Annotated in this window: 21 protein-coding genes; 13 read left to right on the top strand and 8 right to left on the bottom strand. The window is 43.3% G+C overall.

Going from position 1 to position 24405, the window contains the following annotated elements:
• Positions 1-288: 288 nt before the first annotated feature.
• From PP181_RS16810 to PP181_RS16845, 8 genes are all read right to left on the bottom strand, one after another.
• Positions 289-1065 carry a sulfite exporter TauE/SafE family protein gene (locus tag PP181_RS16810; RefSeq protein WP_272637941.1) on the bottom strand — a complete coding sequence of 259 codons (777 nt, stop codon included), beginning with the start codon at positions 1063-1065 and terminating at the stop codon, positions 289-291.
• Positions 1049-2119 (bottom strand): HesA/MoeB/ThiF family protein, encoded by a 1071-nt coding sequence (locus PP181_RS16815; protein WP_272637942.1) that lies wholly within the window; start codon positions 2117-2119, stop codon positions 1049-1051. Before PP181_RS16815 ends, PP181_RS16810 begins: the two co-directional genes overlap by 17 nt.
• Complete coding sequence (locus PP181_RS16820; RefSeq protein WP_272637943.1) at positions 2119-2712, bottom strand: NTP transferase domain-containing protein; 594 nt, start codon at positions 2710-2712, stop codon at positions 2119-2121. Before PP181_RS16820 ends, PP181_RS16815 begins: the two co-directional genes overlap by 1 nt.
• On the bottom strand, positions 2696-3169 hold the full coding sequence (gene moaC, locus PP181_RS16825) for a cyclic pyranopterin monophosphate synthase MoaC (RefSeq protein WP_272637944.1): 474 nt from the start codon (positions 3167-3169) through the stop codon (positions 2696-2698). Before moaC ends, PP181_RS16820 begins: the two co-directional genes overlap by 17 nt.
• A gap of 3 nt (positions 3170-3172) precedes the next feature.
• Entirely contained in the window at positions 3173-4156 is a 984-nt protein-coding gene (gene moaA, locus PP181_RS16830; RefSeq protein ID WP_272637946.1) for a GTP 3',8-cyclase MoaA, read from the bottom strand.
• 69 nt (positions 4157-4225) lie between these two features.
• Positions 4226-4642, bottom strand: coding sequence for a molybdenum cofactor biosynthesis protein MoaE (locus PP181_RS16835; RefSeq protein ID WP_154920786.1), 417 nt, complete (start codon positions 4640-4642; stop codon positions 4226-4228).
• Positions 4642-4884, bottom strand: coding sequence for a MoaD/ThiS family protein (locus PP181_RS16840; protein WP_272637947.1), 243 nt, complete (start codon positions 4882-4884; stop codon positions 4642-4644). Before PP181_RS16840 ends, PP181_RS16835 begins: the two co-directional genes overlap by 1 nt.
• Positions 4885-5008: 124 nt before the next feature.
• Positions 5009-5824 (bottom strand): DUF6503 family protein, encoded by an 816-nt coding sequence (locus tag PP181_RS16845; RefSeq protein WP_272637948.1) that lies wholly within the window; start codon positions 5822-5824, stop codon positions 5009-5011.
• Between the two features lie 73 nt (positions 5825-5897).
• On the opposite strand from PP181_RS16845, the gene PP181_RS16850 reads away from it, so the two are divergent.
• From PP181_RS16850 to PP181_RS16910, 13 genes are all read left to right on the top strand, one after another.
• Entirely contained in the window at positions 5898-6701 is an 804-nt protein-coding gene (locus tag PP181_RS16850) for a TrmH family RNA methyltransferase (RefSeq protein WP_272637949.1), read from the top strand.
• A 37-nt stretch (positions 6702-6738) separates the two neighbouring features.
• Complete coding sequence (locus tag PP181_RS16855; protein WP_272637950.1) at positions 6739-7971, top strand: M48 family metallopeptidase; 1233 nt, start codon at positions 6739-6741, stop codon at positions 7969-7971.
• Positions 7972-8015: 44 nt separating this feature from the next.
• Entirely contained in the window at positions 8016-10220 is a 2205-nt protein-coding gene (locus PP181_RS16860) for a RelA/SpoT family protein (protein WP_272637951.1), read from the top strand.
• A 188-nt stretch (positions 10221-10408) separates the two neighbouring features.
• Positions 10409-10864 carry a Fur family transcriptional regulator gene (locus PP181_RS16865; RefSeq protein WP_154920780.1) on the top strand — a complete coding sequence of 152 codons (456 nt, stop codon included), beginning with the start codon at positions 10409-10411 and terminating at the stop codon, positions 10862-10864.
• Positions 10865-10883: 19 nt separating this feature from the next.
• Complete coding sequence (locus PP181_RS16870) at positions 10884-12155, top strand: adenylosuccinate synthase (protein ID WP_272637952.1); 1272 nt, start codon at positions 10884-10886, stop codon at positions 12153-12155.
• A 107-nt stretch (positions 12156-12262) separates the two neighbouring features.
• Positions 12263-13051: a 3-keto-disaccharide hydrolase gene (locus PP181_RS16875; RefSeq protein ID WP_272637953.1), complete on the top strand. Its 789-nt coding sequence runs from the start codon at positions 12263-12265 to the stop codon at positions 13049-13051.
• 9 nt (positions 13052-13060) lie between these two features.
• A complete protein-coding gene (locus PP181_RS16880; RefSeq protein ID WP_272637954.1) occupies positions 13061-14521 on the top strand; it encodes a Gfo/Idh/MocA family protein in 1461 nt (486 codons plus the stop codon).
• Positions 14522-14686: 165 nt separating this feature from the next.
• Positions 14687-17830, top strand: a complete 3144-nt coding sequence (locus PP181_RS16885) for a PVC-type heme-binding CxxCH protein (RefSeq protein WP_272637955.1) — start codon at positions 14687-14689, stop codon at positions 17828-17830.
• 110 nt (positions 17831-17940) lie between these two features.
• A complete protein-coding gene (locus PP181_RS16890; protein ID WP_272637956.1) occupies positions 17941-18930 on the top strand; it encodes a ThuA domain-containing protein in 990 nt (329 codons plus the stop codon).
• Between the two features lie 156 nt (positions 18931-19086).
• Positions 19087-20775 carry an OstA-like protein gene (locus PP181_RS16895; RefSeq protein ID WP_430905224.1) on the top strand — a complete coding sequence of 563 codons (1689 nt, stop codon included), beginning with the start codon at positions 19087-19089 and terminating at the stop codon, positions 20773-20775.
• A 12-nt stretch (positions 20776-20787) separates the two neighbouring features.
• Positions 20788-21963, top strand: coding sequence for an aspartate aminotransferase family protein (locus tag PP181_RS16900; protein WP_272637957.1), 1176 nt, complete (start codon positions 20788-20790; stop codon positions 21961-21963).
• Positions 21964-22066: 103 nt separating this feature from the next.
• A complete protein-coding gene (locus tag PP181_RS16905) occupies positions 22067-23470 on the top strand; it encodes a tetratricopeptide repeat protein (RefSeq protein ID WP_154920884.1) in 1404 nt (467 codons plus the stop codon).
• A gap of 19 nt (positions 23471-23489) precedes the next feature.
• A complete protein-coding gene (locus PP181_RS16910; RefSeq protein WP_272637958.1) occupies positions 23490-24404 on the top strand; it encodes a DUF368 domain-containing protein in 915 nt (304 codons plus the stop codon).
• Position 24405 lies beyond the last annotated feature (1 nt).

The raw sequence follows: 24405 nt of genomic DNA on the forward strand, positions 1-24405 counted from the left end.
TTAGCCTTTAGCCTTTAGCCTTTAGCCTTTAGCCTTTAGCCTTTAGCCTTTAGCCTTTAGCAAAAAAAATCATTTTTCATTTCAATTTTTCACTTTTCGTTGTTCGTTGGTGGTTGTTCGTTGGTGGTTGTTCGTTGGTGGTTGTTCGCTTTTAGTTCAAGTGGCATTTCACTATTTCACTATCCAACTATTTCACTAAAATTCAAGGTTCAGATTTGAGGTTTAACTTCATTCTAAAATCTATATTCTTACTTCTAAATTTCCATTTTTCACTTTTCACTTTTCATTTTAAAGGACACCGAATCCATTTACCAAAAGCACCCTAATTCCCACAATCAGGACCAATAGTGCCGTTACCCGTTTGATACCATTCGCGGAAAGTCGCTTCAAACTGATACGAATTCCCAACTGACCTCCCAATAGCACGGCAATTCCAAGACATAGGGTTTCCAACCAAGGGAGGAACAAGGAATCACTTGTTACCAATCCCATGAGTCCCGATACCGAATTGACCAAAATAAAGAAACTGGCCAAGGCCGCTATTTTAATGGCCTTGTCCCAACGTAAATGGTTTAAGATCGGTGCCAGGAATATACCCCCGCCAATTCCTACCAAACCCGATAGAAAACCTATTCCGGCCCCTAAAAAATAGCTCAGGTAACCCGGATATTTTTTGGTCTCCGGTACCGACTTTGCCCAATTAAAGGTTTGTAATGCCAAAAAGGTTGCCGAAAGAATCAAGGAGATACCCAGAATATTAAAGAATATATTTTCCTTTAAGCGGAACGACGCTCCAAGAAAGGCCAAAGGAATACTAGTAATTATAAAAGGGAGAAAATCCTTCAACTTGGCGTGTCCGTTCTTAAAATAAAGGTAGGTGCTCCCAGAAACCACCACCAGATTACAAATAAGTGCAATGGATCGTATGGCAAAAAAACTTCCTAAAAATAGGGTTAAGAGGGCCAAGTAACTGGATCCACCTCCAAATCCCACGGAAGAGTATAAGGTTGCCACCACAAAAAAACCGAAACATAAGAGTGGGAATTGCTCAATAGGTAGTTGCATAGGAGTTCAATTGGTTCATACCTCCGGCCACGTTGATATATTTTCCTTCCGGAGACAATTCTTGCAACATTAAAACAGCCTTCCTACTACGGATTCCCGACTGACAAATAACATATACCGGTTTTTCATTGGCCACCTCCCCCGCCCTTTTTTCCAATTCGTTTAAAGGAATATTTTTTGCACCGTAAATATGCTTCCTTTGGAATTCCTGATCCGTCCGAACATCCAAAAGCAACGCTTTTGTATCCTTTATCAGGTTTTGGATTCCAACTGCCTCAACGGACTCCAATACTACTTCGCAGTCAAAATCATAGGAATCCTGAATCCCATTTATCTTCAGATTTTCAGGATTTAGTCCGAATTTCATGTGCTGCATACGCTGAGATAGCGCGTCATAGAGTAACAAAACCCCTGCTAGTACACCGTCCAATCCGCAAACAATCTTTACAACTTCCAAGGCCTGCAAATTGCCGATAATCCCGGGAAGAATTCCTAAAACACCATGTTCGTTGCAATTGGGAACCTCATCCGCCTTTGGCATATTTGGGAACAAACATCGATATGTAGGGCCATTGTTGTAGTTAAAAACACTTACCTGTCCCTCAAAGCCGTGCAAAGCACCATATACAAAAGGCTTTTTTTGAAGAACACAAACGTCGTTTATTAGGTATCGGGTAGGGAAATTATCGGTAGCATCTACCACCAAATCATAGTTTTCAATAATTTTTTCGGCATTATCCGGTGCTAAAAAGGTTTTATAGATATGTATTGAAGTGGTTGTATTCTGTGCCGATAATCGTTCTTTTGCCATTTCTACTTTTGACTTGCCTATCATGGCCTCCGTGTAGAGTACTTGTCTTTGTAAATTGGACTTGGAAACCAGATCGGCATCCACTATTCCCAAGGTGCCCACTCCCATGGCATTCAGATAGGTCATTACGGGCACGCCCAGGCCTCCGGCTCCTACCACAAGAATCCTGGCCTTTGCCAAAGCCGCTTGCCCCCTTTCCCCGAAACCGGGCAAAATGGTCTGTCTATGGTACCTACCTTCCATTAGGCTTCCAGTTTTTGTACCGCTTCCTTATACTCCTCTTGGGAGTTGGCATTCAACAACACTTCCGGTCTTTTAGGAAATACGAGCAGCACATCATTATTGATCAAAAACTTTCGGGGACAGGTGCCATTGCCAGCTTCCAAATAGGAAATCGAAGTTCGTAAGGCTTCCGGCTCCCAAATGGCACACAAAGGTTCGGGTAGCGGATTTTCCCTTTGTGCGAAGGCGGTGGCCATCTTTTTGGTGTCTCTTTTCTCTATCAATTCCGTGATGGATTCCTGATCAATCAAAGGAAGGTCACATGCCAAAACCAGCCATGCCACATCCGGGTATTCCTTATGCGCCGATAACAATCCATTATACGGACCTCGAAATTCGTCTTTATCCAGAATGGTGTTGAACGTAGGCGGAATGTCTCCTTGTTGATCGTGCCGAATACTCATAAAAGTTCTGTCGCAAACATCCTCCAAAAGGTGATATATATGTTCCCTTTGTGGCACGCCGTGATAGGAAATCAATCCTTTGTCCTGACCCATCCGGGTGCTTTTCCCTCCGGAAAGCACCAATCCATAAATCTTATCGTTCGTAGTCATTTTTTCCTCCTGATTTTCTTTCTAACTGTACAGTAGAAATCACAATATCCTGGGACAAGGCCTTGCACATGTCATATAAGGTCAAGGCGGCCACGGAAACGCCGGTAAGTGCCTCCATCTCCACCCCTGTTTTTCCATCACACTTTACGGTACAGGTAATCAGAAATTGATTATCGCCCGGAACGATGTCCACATCTATTTTTGTCAGGTTGATCTGATGGCACAATGGAATCAATTCCGATGTCTTCTTGACTCCCTGTATCCCTGCAATCACTGCAGTCTGCACGATGCTTCCCTTTTTTCCCAAAAAGTCCTGCTGTTGCAATTCTTTAAAAACTTCCGTTGGAAATAGTACCCTACCGGAAGCAATGGCAATTCTTGAACTAACCTGTTTTTCCGAAACATCCACCATTTCGGCATTTCCGGATGCATTGATATGTGATAATTTTTTCTCCATGGCCTACCCTCCAATCGATGTCATGGAATTGGAAAAGACATCCCGATATTTTTCTTGGGCCTCGAAACCGGTTTTTGCCCTACTGCCAACAGCTATCAAAATTTGTTCTTCCACGTTGGATTTCGCATTTTCACTCCTCATAATGTCCCTTAGGTTTGCGCTGGGTTTTGCATACAAACAGGTAATAACATCGCCCGTGGCCGAAACCCTAAGTCGGTTACAGGTACCGCAGAAAGTCCTGCTAAACGAAGGTATCACCCCAAAAGTTCCCATATGACCGGGTATCTTATAATTTATGGAAGTGGAAGTGCTTGGTGATTCCAGTTTGTAGAAATCGGGATGTGCTTCCCTAATGTGCTCCAAGATTTTTTTATAATCCCAAGCAATTTTTTGGAAGGTTTTTGAACCACCGTTAAAGGGCATTTCCTCCAAAAACCGAACCGATACCGGATAGTGCTTCGCCAGCTCCAAAATGGGCAGAATGTCCTGGGTATTTTGTCCGTCAAGGGCGATAAAATTTATACGCACATTGAATCCTTCACTGATCAAACGAATCAGGTTGTTATGGACCGTATCGTATTGGTCCCTGCGAGTGATTCTCTCAAAAGTTGCTTTATTGATGGCATCTAGGCTCACATTGATATTTTTGATGCCCAAGGATTTTAGCTCATCGATATACGGCCCTATCAAGGTTGCGTTCGTGGTTGCCGAAATATCCTTCAAACCATCCAACTTTGCCAAGTATCTTAGCAATTCCATCAAATCCTTTCGTACAAAGGGTTCGCCCCCGGTTATCCTGATTTTATCGATTCCCTGACCTACCAAAATACCGCTTAGGGTTTTCAATTCTTCAATGGTGAGCAGTTTATCGTTTTTGGCAAAATTGATGCCTTCCGCGGGCATGCAATAGTTACACCTTAGATTACAACGGTCCGTAACCGCCAATCTTAGGTAATTTATTGTTCTATTATGATTGTCTATCAACATATTCTTTCAATATACGCTTTAGCGTTGCCAATGCAAAATAGCCGCCAGTGGGTTGGTTTCTCTTCCTTTTCATGGGTGGGCAGAAACCCAGACCGATTTATTTTTGAACAGTTCCTTTTTCCAAATGGGTACCGTTTCCTTCAAGGTGTCTATTAAGAACCGACATGCTTCAAAGCATTCCGACCTGTGTGCCGATGAGGCTCCCACAATGACCACCGCATCTTGGACCTCCTTCTTGCCGACCGCATGTTTTATGACCACTTTGTTCAACTTCCATTTTTCCAAGGCGGTATCCGCCAATTTGTCCATCTCTTTCAAAGCCATGGTCTCATAGGTCTCAAACTCTAGGGCCATCACTTGCTCGTTATTGGTAAACTCCCTGACTGAACCTACAAAGACGCAGATGCCACCACTGCTTGGATGGGATAATTCCTGATACACTTTGTTGGTATCCAGATCTTGTACTATTTCTATGATCTTATTCATTAGCCTCCACTTACGGGCGGAATTATCGCCACCTCATCATTTGATTTAAGCTGAACATCATCGGATGCATATTCGCTGTTAACGGCAATTGCCAAGGAGGTCAACTTCGAAAATTCGGGATATCTTTTTTTTAAGGCTTGTTTTAGCTCCGCCACAGAATTAGGGGAGTCTTCCCCAAAATCCATATCCAATTGGGATGTTCCAACAATATCCTTTGCAATTCCAAAAAAAAGTAAATCCATTTGACCCGATTTGTTTAATGGGCATGCCCATTTTACCTGAACCTCTAAATTACTTATTATTCTGGAAGAACCTAACGAATCAAAGACCTATTTAACCTTTCATTAAGTTTGAAAAAATACAAAATCAACTTTGGAATTTTCCTTCGACAAAAACCCCGGCTTCGGGTTTTGCATAATATTCATTGGGCTTGGATTCCTTACTTAATTCCACATTTTCAAACTGCACGGTATTTCGTATTTCGCCCATCTCCCTGCCTTCATAGGCAACCCAAGAAATCGATTTAGGCAAAATAAGGCCTTCCACTTTTTGCCAATCATCATAGCAAATCCACTTTATGTTATCGGAATCCTCCCCAGTTCTATAGGTTACCGTATAGCCCAACCAAGCCATTTGAAAAGTCTCCGGGTCGTAATGAAGGTAATACTCGTCCTTGGGTGACGTACCTACACCTGTATCATAAGTGATGCTGATTCCGGGAAAGGATTTGCCATCCACTAGTAAATCCTTGGTCTCCCCATAATTTATACCTTCATCGCCCAATACAAAGGGCATTGCATAAAAATAGAACATAAGGTTGTGATAAAATACCGGGTCGCCTTGATATGTTTTTTCAGGGTCAGCCAGCCAAACCTTGGTACCATCGAATCCCATTTGAACAGCACCCATGATAACCAAATCCATTCTTTTAGGTAGATCCACAACATGGATTTCATTGGTTTTTTCTTTCCCGATTTCATAGGAAAGCGTTTTGTATTCCTTCCATGTCCCGTACGTCCCATGGGCATCAAATATGCTTTCTAGGGCTTCCGGATACCTGCTTACTACGTTACTTGTCTCGGTAGTTTTACCCATGGTTTCATTGGTGTTCTTCTCTTTGGTAGCCTCTTTACAGCCCATCAGCATAAGAAGCATACAGATTGGCAATAGTTGTTTTATCATTGTTCAGGAATTAGTTTTTAAGTTGGTCGGTCATACCATGTTTAGTTAACAGATTAAATTATTTTTGTTGCCGATGAAGGAAATAAAACATATTAGCAGCCTACAAAACCCTCTGATAAAAAAGGCCCTTTCACTAAAGGAAAAATCCAGGGAACGAAAGAAATCCGGACTTTTCGTTCTGGAAGGAAGAAAGGAAATTGAACTCGCGATTCATGGAAACTATACCATTGACACCTTATTATTTTGTCCGGAACTTATCTCATATGAGACGTTGGAGACTTCCTTAGAAATAGAGAAGGCTTCTTTGATTTCGGTTAGTCCCGAGGTTTATGGAAAATTGGCGCATAGAAATACGACGGAAGGCGTTATCGCCATAGCCGAAGCCAAGAACCACAACTTGGAAGGGGTTTCCTTTCAAACCAAAAACCCCTTGATCCTTGTAGCCGAGGCCCCGGAAAAACCAGGGAATATTGGGGCTCTCTTAAGAACGGCCGACGCCGCAAACCTGGATGCCGTCTTCATCGCTAATCCTAAAACGGATCTTTACAATCCCAATATCATTCGGTCTAGTGTAGGATGTGTTTTTTCAAGAAAGATTTTTATGGCTGATACTTCCTCGATTATTTCTATTTTAAAGGAAAATGGCATTGCCCTATATTGTGCCGCACTTTCCGCTTCCAAACCTTACACGGGGATTGACTACAAAGGGCCCACAGCCATTGTTGTAGGTACGGAGCATAGCGGACTCAGTGATGAATGGCTTTCAAATTCCACTCAAAACATTATCATTCCCATGGAAGGCGCCATCGATTCCATGAATGTTTCGGTATCCGCGGCAATACTTATCTTTGAGGCGAAACGTCAGCGATTGGAATAACAAAACCGAAATTCGTTCGTTAATCTCAAAAGTCTTTATGGACCACACCGTTGTTTTTTATTGTATTCTGGGAATTCTCTTAGGGGAATTTGTCCTTACCACAATATTAAACTACCTCAATGCCAAGAAATTTAGGGATCCCATACCGGCGGATGTACATGATGTCTACAATCCGGAAGAGTACAAAAAATCACAGGAATATAAATTGGCCAATTACAGGTTTGGCATCGTAACCTCAGTTTTTTCACTCGTATTGATCGTAGGCTTTTTGGTTTTTGGAGGTTTCGGTTTTGTGGATACCATCGTTAGGGATCTTACCAACAATCAAATCCTACAGGCCCTGCTGTTCTTTGGATTCATTATGATCGGCAGTGATTTTCTGGCTACGCCCCTATCTTATTACCAAACTTTCGTGATCGAGGAGAAGTTCGGTTTTAACAAAACAACGGTGAAAACCTTTCTTTTGGACAAGCTTAAAAGTTGGTTAATGACAATTGTCATTGGCGGCATTCTTTTATCCCTGGTCATTTGGTTTTTTCAGTTCGCCGGCAAAGGCTTTTGGCTTTACACCTGGGCATTGATCGCGGTCTTTACCCTATTCATGAATTTGTTTTACAGCAAATTGATCGTTCCATTGTTCAACAAACAGGAACCCCTGGAGACCGGTTCGTTAAAGGAAAAAATAGAGGCATATGCTAGCAAGGTGGGCTTCGAGCTTAAAAATATTTTCGTGATCAATGGATCAAAAAGGTCGACCAAGGCGAACGCCTATTTTTCCGGGTTTGGAAAGGAAAAAAGGGTAACACTCTACGACACCTTGATCAATGATTTGGAAGAGGACGAGATTGTGGCCGTTTTGGCGCATGAAATTGGGCATTACAAGAAGCACCACATCATCTTTAATTTGATTACATCGGTTTTATTAACGGGCTTTATGCTCTTTATCCTTTCATTATTCATAAACAACCCTAGTATTTCCTTGGCCGTTGGGGTTGACCGACCCAGTTTTCACGCGGCACTCATCGGTTTTGGAATCCTATACAGTCCCATCTCTGAGCTTACCGGTCTTTTGATGAATTATTTTTCTCGAAAATTCGAATATCAGGCGGACGATTTTGCAAAAAACACCTTCGCCGCACCTCCCTTGATAACGTCCCTAAAGAAACTTTCAAAAAATAGCTTGAGCAACCTCACCCCCCATCCTACCTATGTTTTTGTCCACTATTCACATCCTCCCTTGGTAGAAAGAATCCGAAATTTAAAGGCATAATTTTTGTTGTCTAACAGCTAGGATTGTGCTAATTTTAATCAAGTATGACACAGGCTGCATTAGAACAAGAGAACAAATTAATCGCACAGGAGTACAAGGAACTTCTTCGTATCAGTTACCAAACCTTAACGGATGACGATAAGAAACTAATACGGAGCGCCTTTGAAGTTGCGGTAGATGCGCATAAAGAGCAGCGGAGAAAATCCGGGGAAGCTTATGTGTTTCACCCCATTGCCGTGGCCAAGATCGTTGCTTCGGAAATTGGTTTGGATGCTGTAAGTATTGCCTCAGCCCTGTTGCACGACGTTGTGGAGGACACACCGTACACACTGGACGATATTGACAGGATGTTCGGGGAAACGGTGGCACGTATTGTGGACGGACTTACAAAAATATCCCATCTTAAAAAGGATATGAATATCTCCCAACAAGCGGAGAATTTTAGAAAAATGTTATTGACCTTGAACGACGACGTTAGGGTCATCATCATAAAGATCGCCGATCGCTACCATAACATGCTCACCATGGATTCCATGCCGGAGCATAAACAGGTGAAGATAGCTTCCGAAACCTTGTACATCTATGCCCCTTTGGCGCATAGAATTGGGCTTTACAACATCAAAACGGAACTGGAGGACCTGAGTCTAAAGTATACGGAACCTGAGGTTTATTATGATATCAAAAGTAAAATAGAGGAAAGCAAAGAGGAGCAACAAGCGTACATAAATGCCTTTTCTGATATCATAGACAATTCCCTGAAACAGGAAGGGCTCAATTATTACATCAAAGGCCGTATGAAATCCATTTTCTCCATGCGGCGTAAAATGAAGACCCAAAATGTAGGTTTTGATGAAATCTATGACAAGTTCGCCATCCGTATCATTTATAAATCCGATGCCAAGAACGAAAAGTTTTTGGCCTGGAAGATATACTCCATCGTAACCGATCATTTTACACCCAACCCGGTTCGCTTGCGGGATTGGATATCCTCTCCAAAATCAACAGGTTATGAAGCTTTGCACATCACCGTGATGGGGCCTAAAGGAAAATGGGTAGAAGTACAGATACGAAGCGAGCGCATGCACGAGATTGCCGAAAAAGGGTATGCCGCACATTTCAAGTACAAGCACGGCGACCAAAAGGAACAGGGAATCGAGGTCTGGCTGAACAAACTTCAGGAGGCCTTGGAAAATTCCAATTCAAACGCGGTCGATTTTGTGGAGGAGTTCAAACTGAACCTTTACTCCAAAGAAATCTTTGTATTTACCCCAAAAGGCGAATTAAAATCGCTCCCAAAAGGAGCGACACCGCTGGACTTTTCTTTCAACATCCACACAGAAGTGGGCATGCGCACCCGTGGTGCCAAAGTCAATGGTAAATTGGTACCGCTAAATACAACGCTGCATAGTGGAGACCAAGTAGAAATCATTACATCGGAACAAGCGAAACCCAACCAGAACTGGTTGGATTACGCCACCACTGCGAGGGCCAGGGCAAAGATCAAATCGGTTTTACGGGAAGAGAAAAAATCAGTTGCGGAGGAAGGAAAGGAGATACTCCGAAGAAAATTAAAGTCGCAAAAAATTACCTTGAACGAGGATTCCGTCAATAAGATGGTGACTTTTTTCAAGCTGAAGACGAGTTTGGACCTGTTCTACAGGGTGGGTATCGGTTCCATAGACAATAAAATGATTCGTGATTTTGCATCTTCCTACAGCAATGCCTTTATCAGTTTCTTCAAAAACAGGATCAGAAGGACGCCGGCACCGGAGGATATCGACAAGGAGGAGATTACCTCCAAATACGATCTTTTGGTCTTTGGCAAGGAAGAGGAAAAATTGGATTACAAGCTGTCACAATGCTGCAACCCCATTCCCGGTGACGACGTTTTTGGGTTTGTGAGCGTATCCGAAGGCATCAAGGTGCATAAAAAGAATTGCCCCAATGCCATTTCCTTACAGTCGAATTATGCCTACCGCATCATCAGCGCGAAATGGGTAGATTCCACGCAGGAAGAATTCAAGGCCGATATTCAACTAACCGGCATCGACAATCTTGGACTGGTCAGTGAGATTACCGAAGTAATATCGGACAACATGCACGTAAACATGCGCAACCTCAACTTTAGCACGGACGGCGGCACATTCACCGGAAGAATTACCGTAGTCGTGAAAAACAAGGGCATCCTGAACAAGCTCACCGAGAACCTCCAGCAAATAAACGGTATAGATAAAGTAACCCGACTATAGTGTTTTACAGTCATTCTAAATTTGGAATTTGACACCCTATTTTGCATAGTCGGAAAAGAGCATTTTAGCCCATTGGATTTCGATTTTGACCGCTTACAAGGGCATGGATAACATTTGATAAATTCTTGAACAGGCCCTTAGAAAGGAATAAAAATTTAACTGTACCTTTGTACATTAACACAATTTGTATGGCTTCCGAGAAGAATCAGGAAATAGTGAAAAACGTCTTTACCACTTTTTTGGAGGAAAACGGACATAGAAAAACGCCTGAACGCTACGCGATCCTTCAAGAAATTTATGATAGCGATGATCATTTTGACATTGAATCGCTCTACATAAAAATGAAGAACAAAAACTATCGTGTTAGTAGGGCCACTTTATACAATACCATCGAGCTTTTATTGGACTGTAAATTGGTGCGCAAACACCAATTTGGAAAAAACCAGGCACAATACGAAAAGTCCTATTTTGACCGGCAGCACGATCACGTAATACTAACGGATACGGGTGAAGTCATGGAGTTTTGCGATCCCCGGATCCAGTCCATCAAAAAAACGATAGAGGAAGTATTCGACATCAAGATAAATACACATTCGCTGTATTTTTACGGAGTAAAAAATAATTCAGAAAACACAAATAACTAACCAAGCAAGTTTAATTTAAATGGCAGTAGATTTATTGTTGGGCCTACAATGGGGGGACGAAGGAAAAGGAAAAATCGTTGATGTACTCACAAAAAATTATGACATAATCGCCCGATTTCAAGGAGGTCCCAATGCCGGACACACCTTGGAATTCGACGGTATCAAACACGTTCTACATACCATCCCCTCCGGAATTTTCCATGAAAATGCCATAAATGTGGTTGGAAACGGCGTCGTCATTGATCCTGTCATCTTTAAAAAGGAATTGGACAACCTTAAAAAGTTCAACCTGGACATAAGGTCCATCCTCTTGATTTCTAGAAAGGCCCATTTAATATTACCTACACACCGCTTGTTGGACGCCGCGTCCGAAGCGGCCAAAGGCAAGGCCAAAATTGGATCTACCTTGAAGGGAATCGGTCCTACGTATATGGACAAAACGGGCAGGAACGGTATGCGCGTTGGCGATTTGGAACTGGACGATTGGAAGGAAAAATACCGTAGCTTGGCCAACAAACACGAGGCCATGATCAATTTCTACGATGTGGACATTCAATATGACCTGGCAGAGTTGGAAGCAGAATTTTTTATGGCGGTCAAGGAACTTAAGGAACTGACCTTCATTGATAGTGAGGAATATCTGTACCAAGCTCAAAAAGCGGGTAAAAAAATATTGGCCGAAGGCGCTCAAGGGTCCTTGCTGGACATTGACTTTGGAACTTATCCCTTTGTAACTTCTTCCAACACCACGGCGGCAGGAGCCTGTACAGGATTGGGAATAGCGCCAAACCAAATCCAGGAGGTAAAGGGAATTTTCAAGGCCTATACCACAAGGGTAGGCAGTGGCCCTTTCCCAACGGAACTGTTCGATGAAGTTGGTGAAACCATGGGACGGGTCGGTAATGAATTTGGGGCAACTACGGGAAGGCCTAGAAGGTGTGGATGGTTGGATTTGGTGGCCCTTAAATATGCCGTTCGAATTAACGGTGTTACGGAGTTGATGATGATGAAGGGGGATGTCCTTAGCGGATTCGAAAAACTAAAGGTATGCACCGCCTACAATTACAAAGGAAAAAAAATCGAGCATCTTCCATTCAATATTGAAGCCGAAAACGTGACGCCTATTTACACTGAAATGGACGGTTGGGCAGAGGATTTAACCAAAATGGAAACAGAAGAGCAATTCCCTAAAGCATTAAAAGAATACATCTCATTTTTGGAAAAAGAATTGGAAGTACCAATTAAGATTGTTTCAGTGGGACCGGACAGGACCCAAACGATACATAGGTAAGAACATAGAATTCATAAATTTTAGGATAGCGATATTGACAAAAGTCAGTATCGCTATCCTTTTTTTATTAAATTACCAATCAAACCAAATAACTTACAAAACCAAAAATGACTAAGCTCAAGTTTCTCCCACTGCTTTTTATTTTAATCATCTCCTGTAAAACCGATAAAAAAGATGACAGCCCCAAGGAAACCGTTGAACAGGAAACATCGGACGAATGGATTGTACTGTTCGATGGTGAAAGTACCGAAGGATGGCGGGCCTATAACGGGGAGGAACTCCCACCAGGCTGGATCGCGAAGGATGGCGCACTCACTTTTGATACGGAATTGGGATTGGAACAGGATTACACTGGGGGAAAGGATATAATTTATGGTGCGGAAGAGTTCGAAAATTTTGAACTGTATCTAGAATGGAAGTTACCGGAAGGCGGTAATAGCGGAATTTTTTACCACCTAAAGGAAGGCTATGGCGGTCCCCCGGAAGTTGCTCCGGAATATCAATTGATCGATGATGAAAACTACGCCAAAATCCACGACCTTACCGAATACAACAAGAGCCTGGGCTACACGGAAAAACCGGAAGAACTGAAGCCGCTACAACAAACAGCTTCGGACTATGCCATGCACGCCGCAGATGCCAGCAAAAAAATACTGCATCCCGTAGGGGAATGGAACGCTACCAAGATTGTCTTCACCCCGGAAAAAGTGGAGCACTGGCTGAACGGCCAAATGGTATTGTCCTTCGTTCCATGGTCCGAAGATTGGTACGAACGCAAGAATTCGGACAAATGGAAAAATAGCGAGGACTACGGAAAATACAAAACGGGATATATCGGCCTTCAAGACCATTCCAGTCCGATCTGGTTTCGAAATATCAAAATCAAAAAATTATAGACCAACAAAATGAAAAAAAGGGAATTTTTAAAAAAATCGGCTATACTGGCCTCCTCCACGGCTATCATGCCATCAATTTTAATCGCCTGTAAGGAAGAGCAAAAAGAAGTGGTAAAAACTCCATTAACCCGACTCAGAACCGCGCATATTGGTGTAGGCAATATGGGAGGAGAGGATTTGAGGGATATTTCCTCGCACCCCAAAGTGGATGTTACCGCCCTATGCGATGTGGATGCCAACAATCTGGCAGCAGCCAAAAAGTTGCATCCCAATGCAAAGACCTATACGGATTATAGGGTTATGTTGGAAGAAATTGGTGATGAGATAGATGCCGTAATCGTAAGTACGCCAGACCATACCCATGCACCCGCATCCATGATGGCCATGAACATGGATAAGGCCGTGTATTGCCAAAAACCCTTGACACATTATGTTTCCGAAGCCAGGGCGATGAACAAATTGGCAGCTGAAAAAGGTTTGGTAACCCAAATGGGAATACAGGTACATTCCTTTTACGATTATAAACTGGCTACGCTTTTGATACAGTCGGGCATCATTGGAAAGGTTCATACCGTACATGCGTGGTCACCCAAAAACTGGGGATATGACGGACCGGAACCAGAAGGTTCTGACCCGGTACCCGAAACCCTCAACTGGAACCTTTGGCTGGGAACATCGGCAGAAAGGCCTTATAAGGAGGGAGTCTATCACCCAGGAAACTGGAGAAAGTTGGTAGATTATGGGTGTGGAACCTTGGGAGATATGGGCGTACACATTTTTGACACCCCATATAACGCACTGGAATTGGGCGTTCCCAGAACCATCAAAAATGAATGTAGGGAACCGAACGGTTTTGGGTTTCCTGAAAAAAATATCGTTACCTACGAATTCCCCGGCACCAAGCATACGGCGGAATCCTTAAAATGGATATGGTATGACGGACCTGGAGCACCGGAAATGCACGAAGACCTAAAACTACCGAATAGCGTTGCGAATACGGGAGAAAATTCCAATGCGAACCAAGAAGAATCCGAAGAAAATAAAATTTCCTTGGATGCCGGTATTGCCGAAGCGGGACAACTCCCTGAGCAGGGGGCTATGTTCGTTGGCGATAAGGGCCGACTCCTATTGCCGCACTTCATGCAGCTTCCACAAAAAATAGTAGATGGGGAATATGTGGATATTTCCGAGGAAATTGCGCAAGTGGAGCAAGCGAACAATATGGGGAAACCCATTAGGGATTATGCTTCGGAAGGACCAAAACACTATCACCAATTTGTGGACGCCTGTTTGGGCAAAGCGGAATGTAGCGCACCATTTTCCTATGCCTCAAGGCTTACGGAAACCATACTATTGGGCGTGATTGCCGGAAGGTTTCCCAACCAAACCCTACACTGGGATGCCCAAAACGCAAAATTCGCCGAAGAGGAGGCCAATCAATATTTGGCCGGTGATTACCGGGATTTTTAATTTATCCAGGGCCGACCTTGAAACACGTCTAAACTTTGAAAAGCTAGACCTGACAGGTTTTAAAACCTGTCAGGTCTATTTGTTTCTATACGCAACTGTTAGCTGTTGTCCTTTTTGAGGTAGTTCAACATTATGACTATATTTAATAGCACTTATATTCAACCAATGAAACGCCAGTTTACCTACCCGTTAGTTTTTTTATTGATTTTCCTTTCCGCCTGTAAAAACCAGAAAGAGCCTTTAGTCGAAATAAACCCTAAAAGCAGTATTGTTCTTATTGGCAACAACCTAGGTTCCAGAATGCTGAATTTTGGTTTTTTTGAGACCGAAATGCAATTGAGGTTCCCAAAGGACTCCCTGCGGATTCGGAACATGTGCGATGGTGGAAACACCCCCGGGTTCAGGCCACATTCGTCCAGAAACAATCCATGGGCGTTTCCTGGCGCGGAGAAATTCCAAACGGAACTGGCCCAAAATTCCGGCAGCGAAGGATTTTTCCCCTCTCCGGATGAATGGTTGACACAATTGGAGGCGGATATCGTTCTTGGATTTTTTGGCTATAACGAATCCTTTGAAGGTCCAGAGGAGTTGGATAATTTTAAAGGTGAATTGGAGGCATTTATCCAACACACCAAGAATCAGGTCTATAATGGAAAAACAAGTCCAAAACTGGTCCTAATATCCCCAATTGCATTTGAGGACCTTTCCCAAAAGCTGGACCTACCCAACGGTCAAAAGGAGAATGAAAATCTTAGGTTGTATACAGATGCCATAAAAGAGGTAAGTCTTGAAAACCAAGTACCCTTTATAGATGTTTATACGCCGACCTTAGGGTGGTTTGCAGATAATGATGACTACACGATAGATGGTTCTCAGTTAAATGAAAAAGGGTATCAAAAATTTGCTGCCTACCTTGTGGAACAGCTTACAGGAATCCCCGAAGTCGGTAGCGCCTCTAAACGAATGGCCATCAACAAAATGGTTAACGAAAAGAATTTCTATTGGCATAATGACTATAAAATTCCCAACGGAGTGCATGCCTATGGAAGGAGGTACGACCCGTTTGGACCCGATAATTATCCCTATGAAAAATTGAAGGTCAGGGAAATGACCGCAATCAGGGATACCGCCATCTGGTCCATCCTCCAAAATAAGAATTATGATATTTCTATGGCCGATGCCAGGACCACGGTACTCCCCGAAGTAGAAACAAATTACAATCTAGCGGACGAAGGAGATATGATCAGTTACAAATACGGGGAGAACGCATTGGAAACACTCACGGTCCCGGAGGGATATAAAGTGGAGTTGTTTGCTTCCGAAAAGGAGTTTCCGGATTTGGCCAACCCCGCACAAATCTCCTTCGATAATAAAGGCCGATTATGGGTGGCTACCCTGCCCTCCTATCCACATTATCGTGTAGGCGATGCCAAACCGAACGATAAACTGATCATTCTTGAGGATACAGATAACGATGGAAAAGCGGACAAGCAAACGGTTTTTGCGGACAGCCTTCATTTGCCCATAGGATTTGAGTTTGCCCCAGAGGGGGTGTACCTGAGTCAGGGAACGAACCTTAAACTTTTAACCGATACCGATGGCGATGACAAGGCGGATAATATCGAAATCCTGCTCAGCGGTTTTGATGACCATGACACCCATCATGCCATTTCCGCTTTCTGTGCGGATCCTTCCGGGGCTTTTTATATGGCCGAAGGAGTTTTTCTCCACACCAACGTGGAGACTTCCTACGGTCCCGTGCGAGGCACCAATGGCGGCTTTTACCGATACAATCCGCAGCGAAAAAAATTGGAGCGCGCCGTTCAAGTGAGTATTCCTAATCCGTGGGGAATCGCTTTTGACGATTGGGGACAGGACTTTTTCCTGCATACTTCCGGGCCAACGGTCAATTGGATGATGCCCAGCACCTTAAAACCGATTTATGGTGTAGCATCTCCTTTGACAGAGGACCTTATCGAGGAGGCCCATCGGGTACGGCCTACCTCCGGCATGGAATTTATCTCCAGTAGACATTTTCCAGGCGATGTACAAGGAGATATGATCCTTGCCAATTCCATTGGGTTTTTGGGAATGAAGCAACATCAAGTGATGGAAGATGGTACGGGATATAAAACAAAACATCGGCTGGACCTCATCAGCAGTACGGACAAAAACTTTAGACCCGTAGAAATGGAATTCGCCCCAGATGGTTCCCTGTATGTGGTAGACTGGCACAATGTACTCATCGGCCATATGCAACACAATGCACGGGACCCATTACGTGATCATGTCCACGGACGGATTTACCGGATCACCTATCCTTCCAGACCCTTGGTGGAACCAGCCAAAATCGACGGGGCATCCATAGAGACCTTATTGGGGAACCTAAAACTGCCAGAATATAGGACCCGATACAGAACCCGACGCGAACTTAGGGCCAGGAATACCGATGAAGTTCTGGAAAAATTAAAAACGTGGGTAAACAACCTAGATGCATCGGAGGAAAATTTTGAACACCACAGATTGGAAGCCTTATGGGTAACCTGGGGACTGAACAAGGTAGACAAAAACCTGCTTGAAAGCCTGCTGCAATCGCAGGACCATAGGGTCAGGGCAGCCTCGGTACGCGTTCTCAGATATATGGGACATCAACTGGACAATGCACAGGAACTTTTAAAGACAGCGGCTGCCGATGCACATGGCCGTGTACGCTTGGAAGCGATAACGGCCGCCTCCTGGTTACCAAAAGAGAAAGGATTGGAAATTCTGGAAATTGCGGGTCAACATCCTTTGGACCGATGGATGGAAGATTCCTATAAGTTCGCCGAAACAAGACTTACCGGTAACTTCTTGGACACCACAGAAGAAGAAAACCTCATCACTACGCTTGAAGGGGAGGATTTAAAGGTGTTCGCCCAAGGAAAGAAAATTTATGAAACGGAGGGCTATTGCATTACCTGCCACCAAGAAAGTGGTACCGGTCTTCAACAGGCTGGCTATCCAACTTTGGTAAATCAACAATGGGTTACCGGCGATGAAGAAAGACTTATTAAATTGGCTTTACATGGCCTGTACGGGCCCATGGACGTCATGGGCAATCACTATGACGGTCAGGTTCCTATGATGCCTTTTAAAGGTCTATTGAACGATGAGGAAATCGCGGCGGTACTGACCTATGTGCGCAATGCATTTGGAAACAAAGCGTCTGTCGTACAACCCGAAACGGTACAACGTGTCAGGGAAGCCACCAAAGACCGAAACGATTTTTACACCCCGGATGAATTGTTGAAGGAACATCCTATGAAATAGTATTTAAATGAAGACCATGAAACCCTCATCGAGGGATTTGTTATGGTAAGTTAAATACCTCTACAAAAGGAAATGTTTAAAAATGAAGCTCTAAACCTAATTTTAAAAGTATGAAAGAACGAATCAATTTCAGACACTTAATGGTATTTGCTTTTGTGATACTGGCCTTCGCCTGCAAGGAGGAAAAAAAGGAGCCCCAATTGGCGCAAAAGAAAACTGAAAATCCACCACATATCGTGTTCGTAACGGGGGACGAGGAATATCGCTCCGAAGAATCCATGCCAATGTTGGCGGCCATAGCCAAAAGGGAGTTGAACGCCAAGGTCACTGTTGGTTATGCCTTGGACTCCACTGGGACTATAGACCCCAACAGATTGGACCATATTTCAAATTTGGAAGCATTGGAAGAAGCTGATTTAATGGTCATCTTTACCCGGTATCGGCAACTGCCCAAAGAAGAACGGGAGTATATTTCAAACTATGTGGAATCAGGAAAGCCGATCGTAGGCTTTAGAACATCGACCCACGCCTTCAAATACGATGATCCAACCTTGGAATACTGGAACAATGAATGGCCTACCAAAGTATTCGGTCAGCAATGGATTACCCACCACGGTCATTTTGACGACGGTAAATTTCCCGTTACGAACGTATCCGCCATCGATTCCAGTAATGTCATCCTCAACGGGTTTAAACCTTTTGAAGCATATTCCTGGCTCTATCATGTGGATGGTGGGGATTGGAGTTTGTATGGCGACTCAAAATCTATTCTAAAAGGATACTCCACCAAGTCCCAACATGAAATAGAAGGTAATTTGGATAAATTTCCACTGACCAACCCCGTAGCCTGGACCAAAAGTTATACCGGTAACAGTGGGAAAGCAGGGCGCGTATTTTTTACCACCTTGGGCCACCCTTATGATTTTAAACTTCCGCAGGTGCGCAAAATTGCCATGAACGGAATTTTTTGGGCATTGGGGAAAGAGGATAAGATTCCTGAGGATGGGGTGAACGTTACCTTGGCGAGTCCCTATGAACCCAACAATTCCGGATTTGGCCAAAAGTACAAATTGAACCAAAAGCCAAGACCGATACCCTAATGGCAAGAAACCGATACTAAAAATAGTCCAGCTAATATTGGAAAACCGAGTTTCGAAATTGGTGCCCAAAGGAAACGAATAGGCATCAAGGTTTCCTAAAAGAATGCTAAGGATGTGCCGGCCACCGCTAAAAATCCTATTTTTGAAAAAAAATTTGTGTTGCGTAGTACCGTATTGGGAACCTTGTTCCTTTTTGTAAGCATATGCGTTTTTGCGCAGGAACCCCCAGAGGAACCTAAACAAATCAATATTGTTTATGGGGCCAACTTCACCAAAAACGAAACCGAATATCCCGGTGCCTCTATTTTTAGCAAGGATGAAAGACAGGTCCAATTTGAACACCAAGGGGCCGACCTATGGTGTGACGTGGCCATTTATTTTCAACGTGAAAATCGGCTAGAGGCCATAGGAAACGTGCTCTTAAAACAGGGCGATTCCGTAGAAATGACGGCCAAAAAAATCAACTATCAGGGGGATGAAAAATTGGCCAAGGCTTGGGGCAATGTCGTGTTAAAAAACGCCGATATGACCCTACGAACCGATACGCTTCGGTTGGACCGTATCAAGCAAGAGGCCTACTATCAGGATAATGGTACGGTAATAGATTCGGCCAATACCCTTACCAGCAGAATTGGTCGGTATTTCATGGAACAGAAAAAGTATCAGTTCTTGGACAGCGTACATATTGACAATCCCGAATACATTTTGGATTCCGAACAGCTGGATTATTACACCACTTCCAAAAATGCCTATATGTACGGGCCATCGACCATCGTTGGGGAAACCTATAAGATTTACTGCGAACGTGGGTTTTACGATACAAAAGTAGAAAGCGGTTATGGAATTAAGAACACCAAAATCAACTATAATAATCGCATCGTTGAAGGGGATAGCGTTTATTTTAACAAGGCAAGGGAATTTGCATCGGCCACCAACAACATCACTGTTACGGACACCATAAACAATGGCGTGATAAGGGCCCATTATGCGGAAGTCCATAAAGCGAAAGATTCGGTTTTTGCGACAAAAAGGGCCGTTTCTATTTTGGTACAAGAACTGGATTCGCTGTATGTACATGGCGATACCCTGATGGTCACGGGAAAACCGGAAGCCCGTATTACGCGTGCGTTTAGAAACGCCAAGTTTTTCAAAAAAGACCTTAGCGGTAAGTGCGATTCCATCCATTCCGAAGAGAAAACAGGTGTCACCCAACTCATTAAAAATCCCATTTTATGGAACGGGGCCAACCAGATGACCGGCGACAGTATCCATCTTATTTCCAACCTGGAAACGGAAAAATTGGATTCGCTGAAAGTACTTCAAAATGCCTTTATCATTTCTCTGGACAGCATCAGTAAAAAAGGGTATAATCAGGCGAAGGGCATCAATCTGTACGGTCAGTTTGTGGAAAACGAATTAAAGATTATCGACCTGGTTCAGAATACGGAGGTAATCTATTACATGTACAACGATGACGATGAGCTTATCGGCATTGACAAAACAGTCTGTAGTGCCATCAGAATAACCATGGCCAATAACGATGTAGAGGACCTGACGTTTTTTACCAATCCCGATGGAACCATCTATACGGAAGCGGAACTCCCGGAAAACAGTAGAAAACTCCAAGGCTTTATTTGGCGGGGCGATGAACGCATCATGACCAAGGACGACATCTTTGATGAGGACGATAACAATATTGAGTTGGTCACCATCCGGGGAATTGACAATCCCATAGATATTGATGCCGAAGAAGAGGAGCGGAGCAAAAATGAGAGCGACCCCGTGAACAACCTTCCCAATACCAAGGCTACGGATCCAAGGCAAAAAAATGCTTCAAGAAAATAATCCATCCCATTCATGAAAGAGGATTTTCTCAAATATCAGGCACAGACTTCCCCATATCCGTTGGGAATTGAAATTTCACACGCAAAGGGGAGCTATATTTACGATGTTGCCGGAAATGCCCATCTGGATTTTGTTGCCGGGGTATCTGCCTGCAGTCTGGGGCATTGCCACCCAGCCGTTGTAGCGGCCATTCAAAAACAGGCACAGGAGTATATGCACGTAATGGTGTACGGGGAGTATATCCAATCCCCTGCCACGGAATACGTCAAATTATTGCAACAACAGCTACCTGCGAACCTGGAAGTGACCTATTTAGTGAATTCCGGGACGGAGGCCATGGAAGGAGCCATTAAATTGGCAAGACGCTATACGGGTCGGTCACAGATTATTGCCGCCCATAACGCCTACCATGGCAATACAATGGGTAGTCTCAGTCTTATGGACTATGAGGAACGTAAGGCCCCCTTTAGACCTCTGTTACCGGATGTGCACCATATCCGGTTCAATAATTTGGAGGATATTGATCTCATTACTGAAAAAACGGCATGCATAGTGCTGGAAACCATCCAAGGAGGAGCGGGTTTTATTTTGCCGGAAAACGACTATCTCAAAAAAATCAGAAACCGATGTAAAGAAGTTGGAGCTTTATTGATTCTGGACGAGATTCAGCCCGGTTTTGGCAGGACAGGCAAACTTTTCGCTTTTGAACATTTTGATTGTGAACCGGATATACTGGTACTAGGCAAGGGAATGGCATCCGGCTTGCCGGTAGGTGCCTTCATTGCAAGTAAGACCATCATGGATACCCTGAGCGACGGTCCCAAGATGGGACACATTACCACTTTTGGAGGAAATCCAGTTATCGCCGCCGCCAGTTTGGCGACGCTCAAAACCCTTTTGCAAACGACCTTTATCGAAGATACCTTGGAAAAGGAAAAACTGTTTAGGGATTGTTTGAAGCACCCCAAAATCAAGGAGATACGCGGAAAGGGACTTATGTTGGCATTGATTATGGAAACTCCGGAAATAGCCGATCAATTGGTGCTAGAAGCCAAAGAGAAAAACCTGATTTTATTTTGGTTGTTGTTTGAAAAAAGGGCAGTACGTATTTCTCCTCCATTGACCATTTCCATGGATGAAATCCGCAAGGGATGTAGGGTTATTCTTGACATTCTTGACAGAATCTGACAATATTTTGTTAACTAATTTGTTAATAATATACCGCCTATTTGGGGTACTAAGCACCAACAAAAGATTAATTTTAAATCCATAGTTTAACCAAAACGTTCCTATGGCGTTAGAATCTAACGAAAGACCTGACAAGCCCATTACCAAGTTTGAATCTATGCTTAAGACCGATGACGTCTATTTTTTTGACGCGGAGGACTTTGAGGACATAGTGCACCACTACCTGAACAACGGTAAGATTTCCCTGGCCAAAAAAGGTATTAAAATAGGTTTACAACAGCATCCATGTTCCATTGAACTGAAACTTTTGCAGGTGGAGGTCATGGTGTTTGAAAACCATTTGGAAAACGCCGAAAAATTATTGGACGAACTGGAGATGTTGGATAGGAACAATGAGGAAATCTACATCCAAAGGGCGAATATCTTTTCAAAAAAGGACAATCACGCGGCAGCGGTTTCCCTATTGCAAAAGGCTTTGGAACTAACGACCGATTCTTTTGACATTTATTCCCTCTTAGGCATGGAATATTTGTTCATGGACGATTTTAAATTGGCGAAGGAAAGCTTTATGCGCTGTGTTGAATTCGATAACGAGGATTATTCGTCGCTCTACAACGTCATTTATTGCTTTGAATTTTTGGAAGACTACGACGGTGCTATTTATTATCTCAACGAATACCTGGACAAAAATCCATATTGTCAGGTTGCTTGGCATCAATTGGGCAAGCAGTACTACGAAAAGCGTATGTTCCCCGAAGCCCTAACGGCATTCGATTTTGCCATAATATCCGATGACACCTTCATAGGGGCCTACTTTGAAAAAGGAAAAGTGTTGGAGAAACTAGGGAAATACAAGGAGGCCATAGAGAATTACGAGACCACCATCAATATTGAGGATCCTACCTCCCATGCATTCCTACGTATTGGAAAGTGCTATGAAAAGTTGAAGAACAAGGAAATGGCCAAATACTATTTCTACCAAACCGTTCACGAAGATCCTTTGTTGGATAAAGGTTGGTTGGCCATTACCAATTTTTATTACAATAATAAGAATTACGAGAAGGCCCTTTATTACATAAACAAGGCATTGAACATTGACGGGGAAAATCCGTTGTATTGGAAGAAATGTGCCAATATCAATTACGCTTTGGAAAATTACGACCAAGCCGATTTCGCCTACAAGCAGGTGGTAGATCTAGGAAACTATGAATTGGACACGTGGTTAAAATGGGCCGATGTAGCGCACTATAACGGAGACACATTGTCCGCCCTACAAATTCTGGCGCAAGGAAGGGAGTTTTATCCAAAAAATTTGAAAATTATTTATAAATCGGTTGGGTTTAACTTAATCATTAAAGATTTTATCAATGCCAGAATATGCCTTCTGGATGCCCTGAAACTCGACAAAAAACGAAAACAACTCCAACTTTTTAATAAACAATTTCCCCAATACAGCAATTCAGAGTGGATTAATACTATTTTAGCGAACTACAAAAAAGCTTCTTGACGTTTCACTCCAAAATTGTATGGGAAATAGAAAATTAATAGACTACCTATTCATAACACTTAAGGGAATGGCCATGGGGGCGGCCGATGTAGTACCCGGCGTTTCCGGCGGCACCATTGCCTTTATTTCAGGGATTTACGAAGAGTTGATTACAGCCATCAACAATATTAATCTTGGATTATTAAATACGTGGAAAGAGGATGGTTTTAAGGCCGTTTGGAAATCCGTGAATGGAAATTTTCTATTGGCTCTATTCATCGGCATTTTTATAAGCCTTTTTTCACTGGCGACCTTGGTAAGTTGGTTATTGGAAAACGAGCCCATTTTGCTCTGGTCCTTCTTTTTTGGGTTGGTACTGGCCAGTGTTTTTTTTGTGGGCAAGGAAATCAAACGATGGAATCTTGGAATCGTTTTTGCCATGATATTGGGAGCCTTTGTTGCATTTTACATTACCACCCTCCCACCAAGCGATAATATTGACAGCCTTCCGTATCTTTTTCTTTCTGGAGCTTTGGCCGTATGTGCCATGATTTTGCCCGGAATTTCAGGAGCGTTCATTTTGGTGCTTTTAGGGTCCTATAAAACCATCTTGGACGCGGTACATGAAAAGGATTTTGCAATAATCATCACTGTGGGTCTGGGAGCTGTCTTCGGGCTGTTGAGTTTTGCAAGATTGCTAAAGTGGATGTTCACCAATTATAAGAATTTGACCTTGGCAATATTAACGGGTTTCATTCTAGGATCCCTCAATAAAATTTGGCCATGGAAGCGCATCTTGGAAACTAGGGTTTTTGGAGAAAAAACCGTGGTTATCGACACCAATACTTCCCCTTTCAACTTTGAGGGTGATCCCCAAATATTATATGCCATCCTTGCGGCCCTCATAGGATTTTCCCTTATTTTTATCTTGGAAAGAACAGCTTCCAAAAAATAGG

Source organism: Maribacter sp. PR66, from assembly GCF_028464205.1.
GTDB lineage: Bacteria > Bacteroidota > Bacteroidia > Flavobacteriales > Flavobacteriaceae > Maribacter > Maribacter flavus.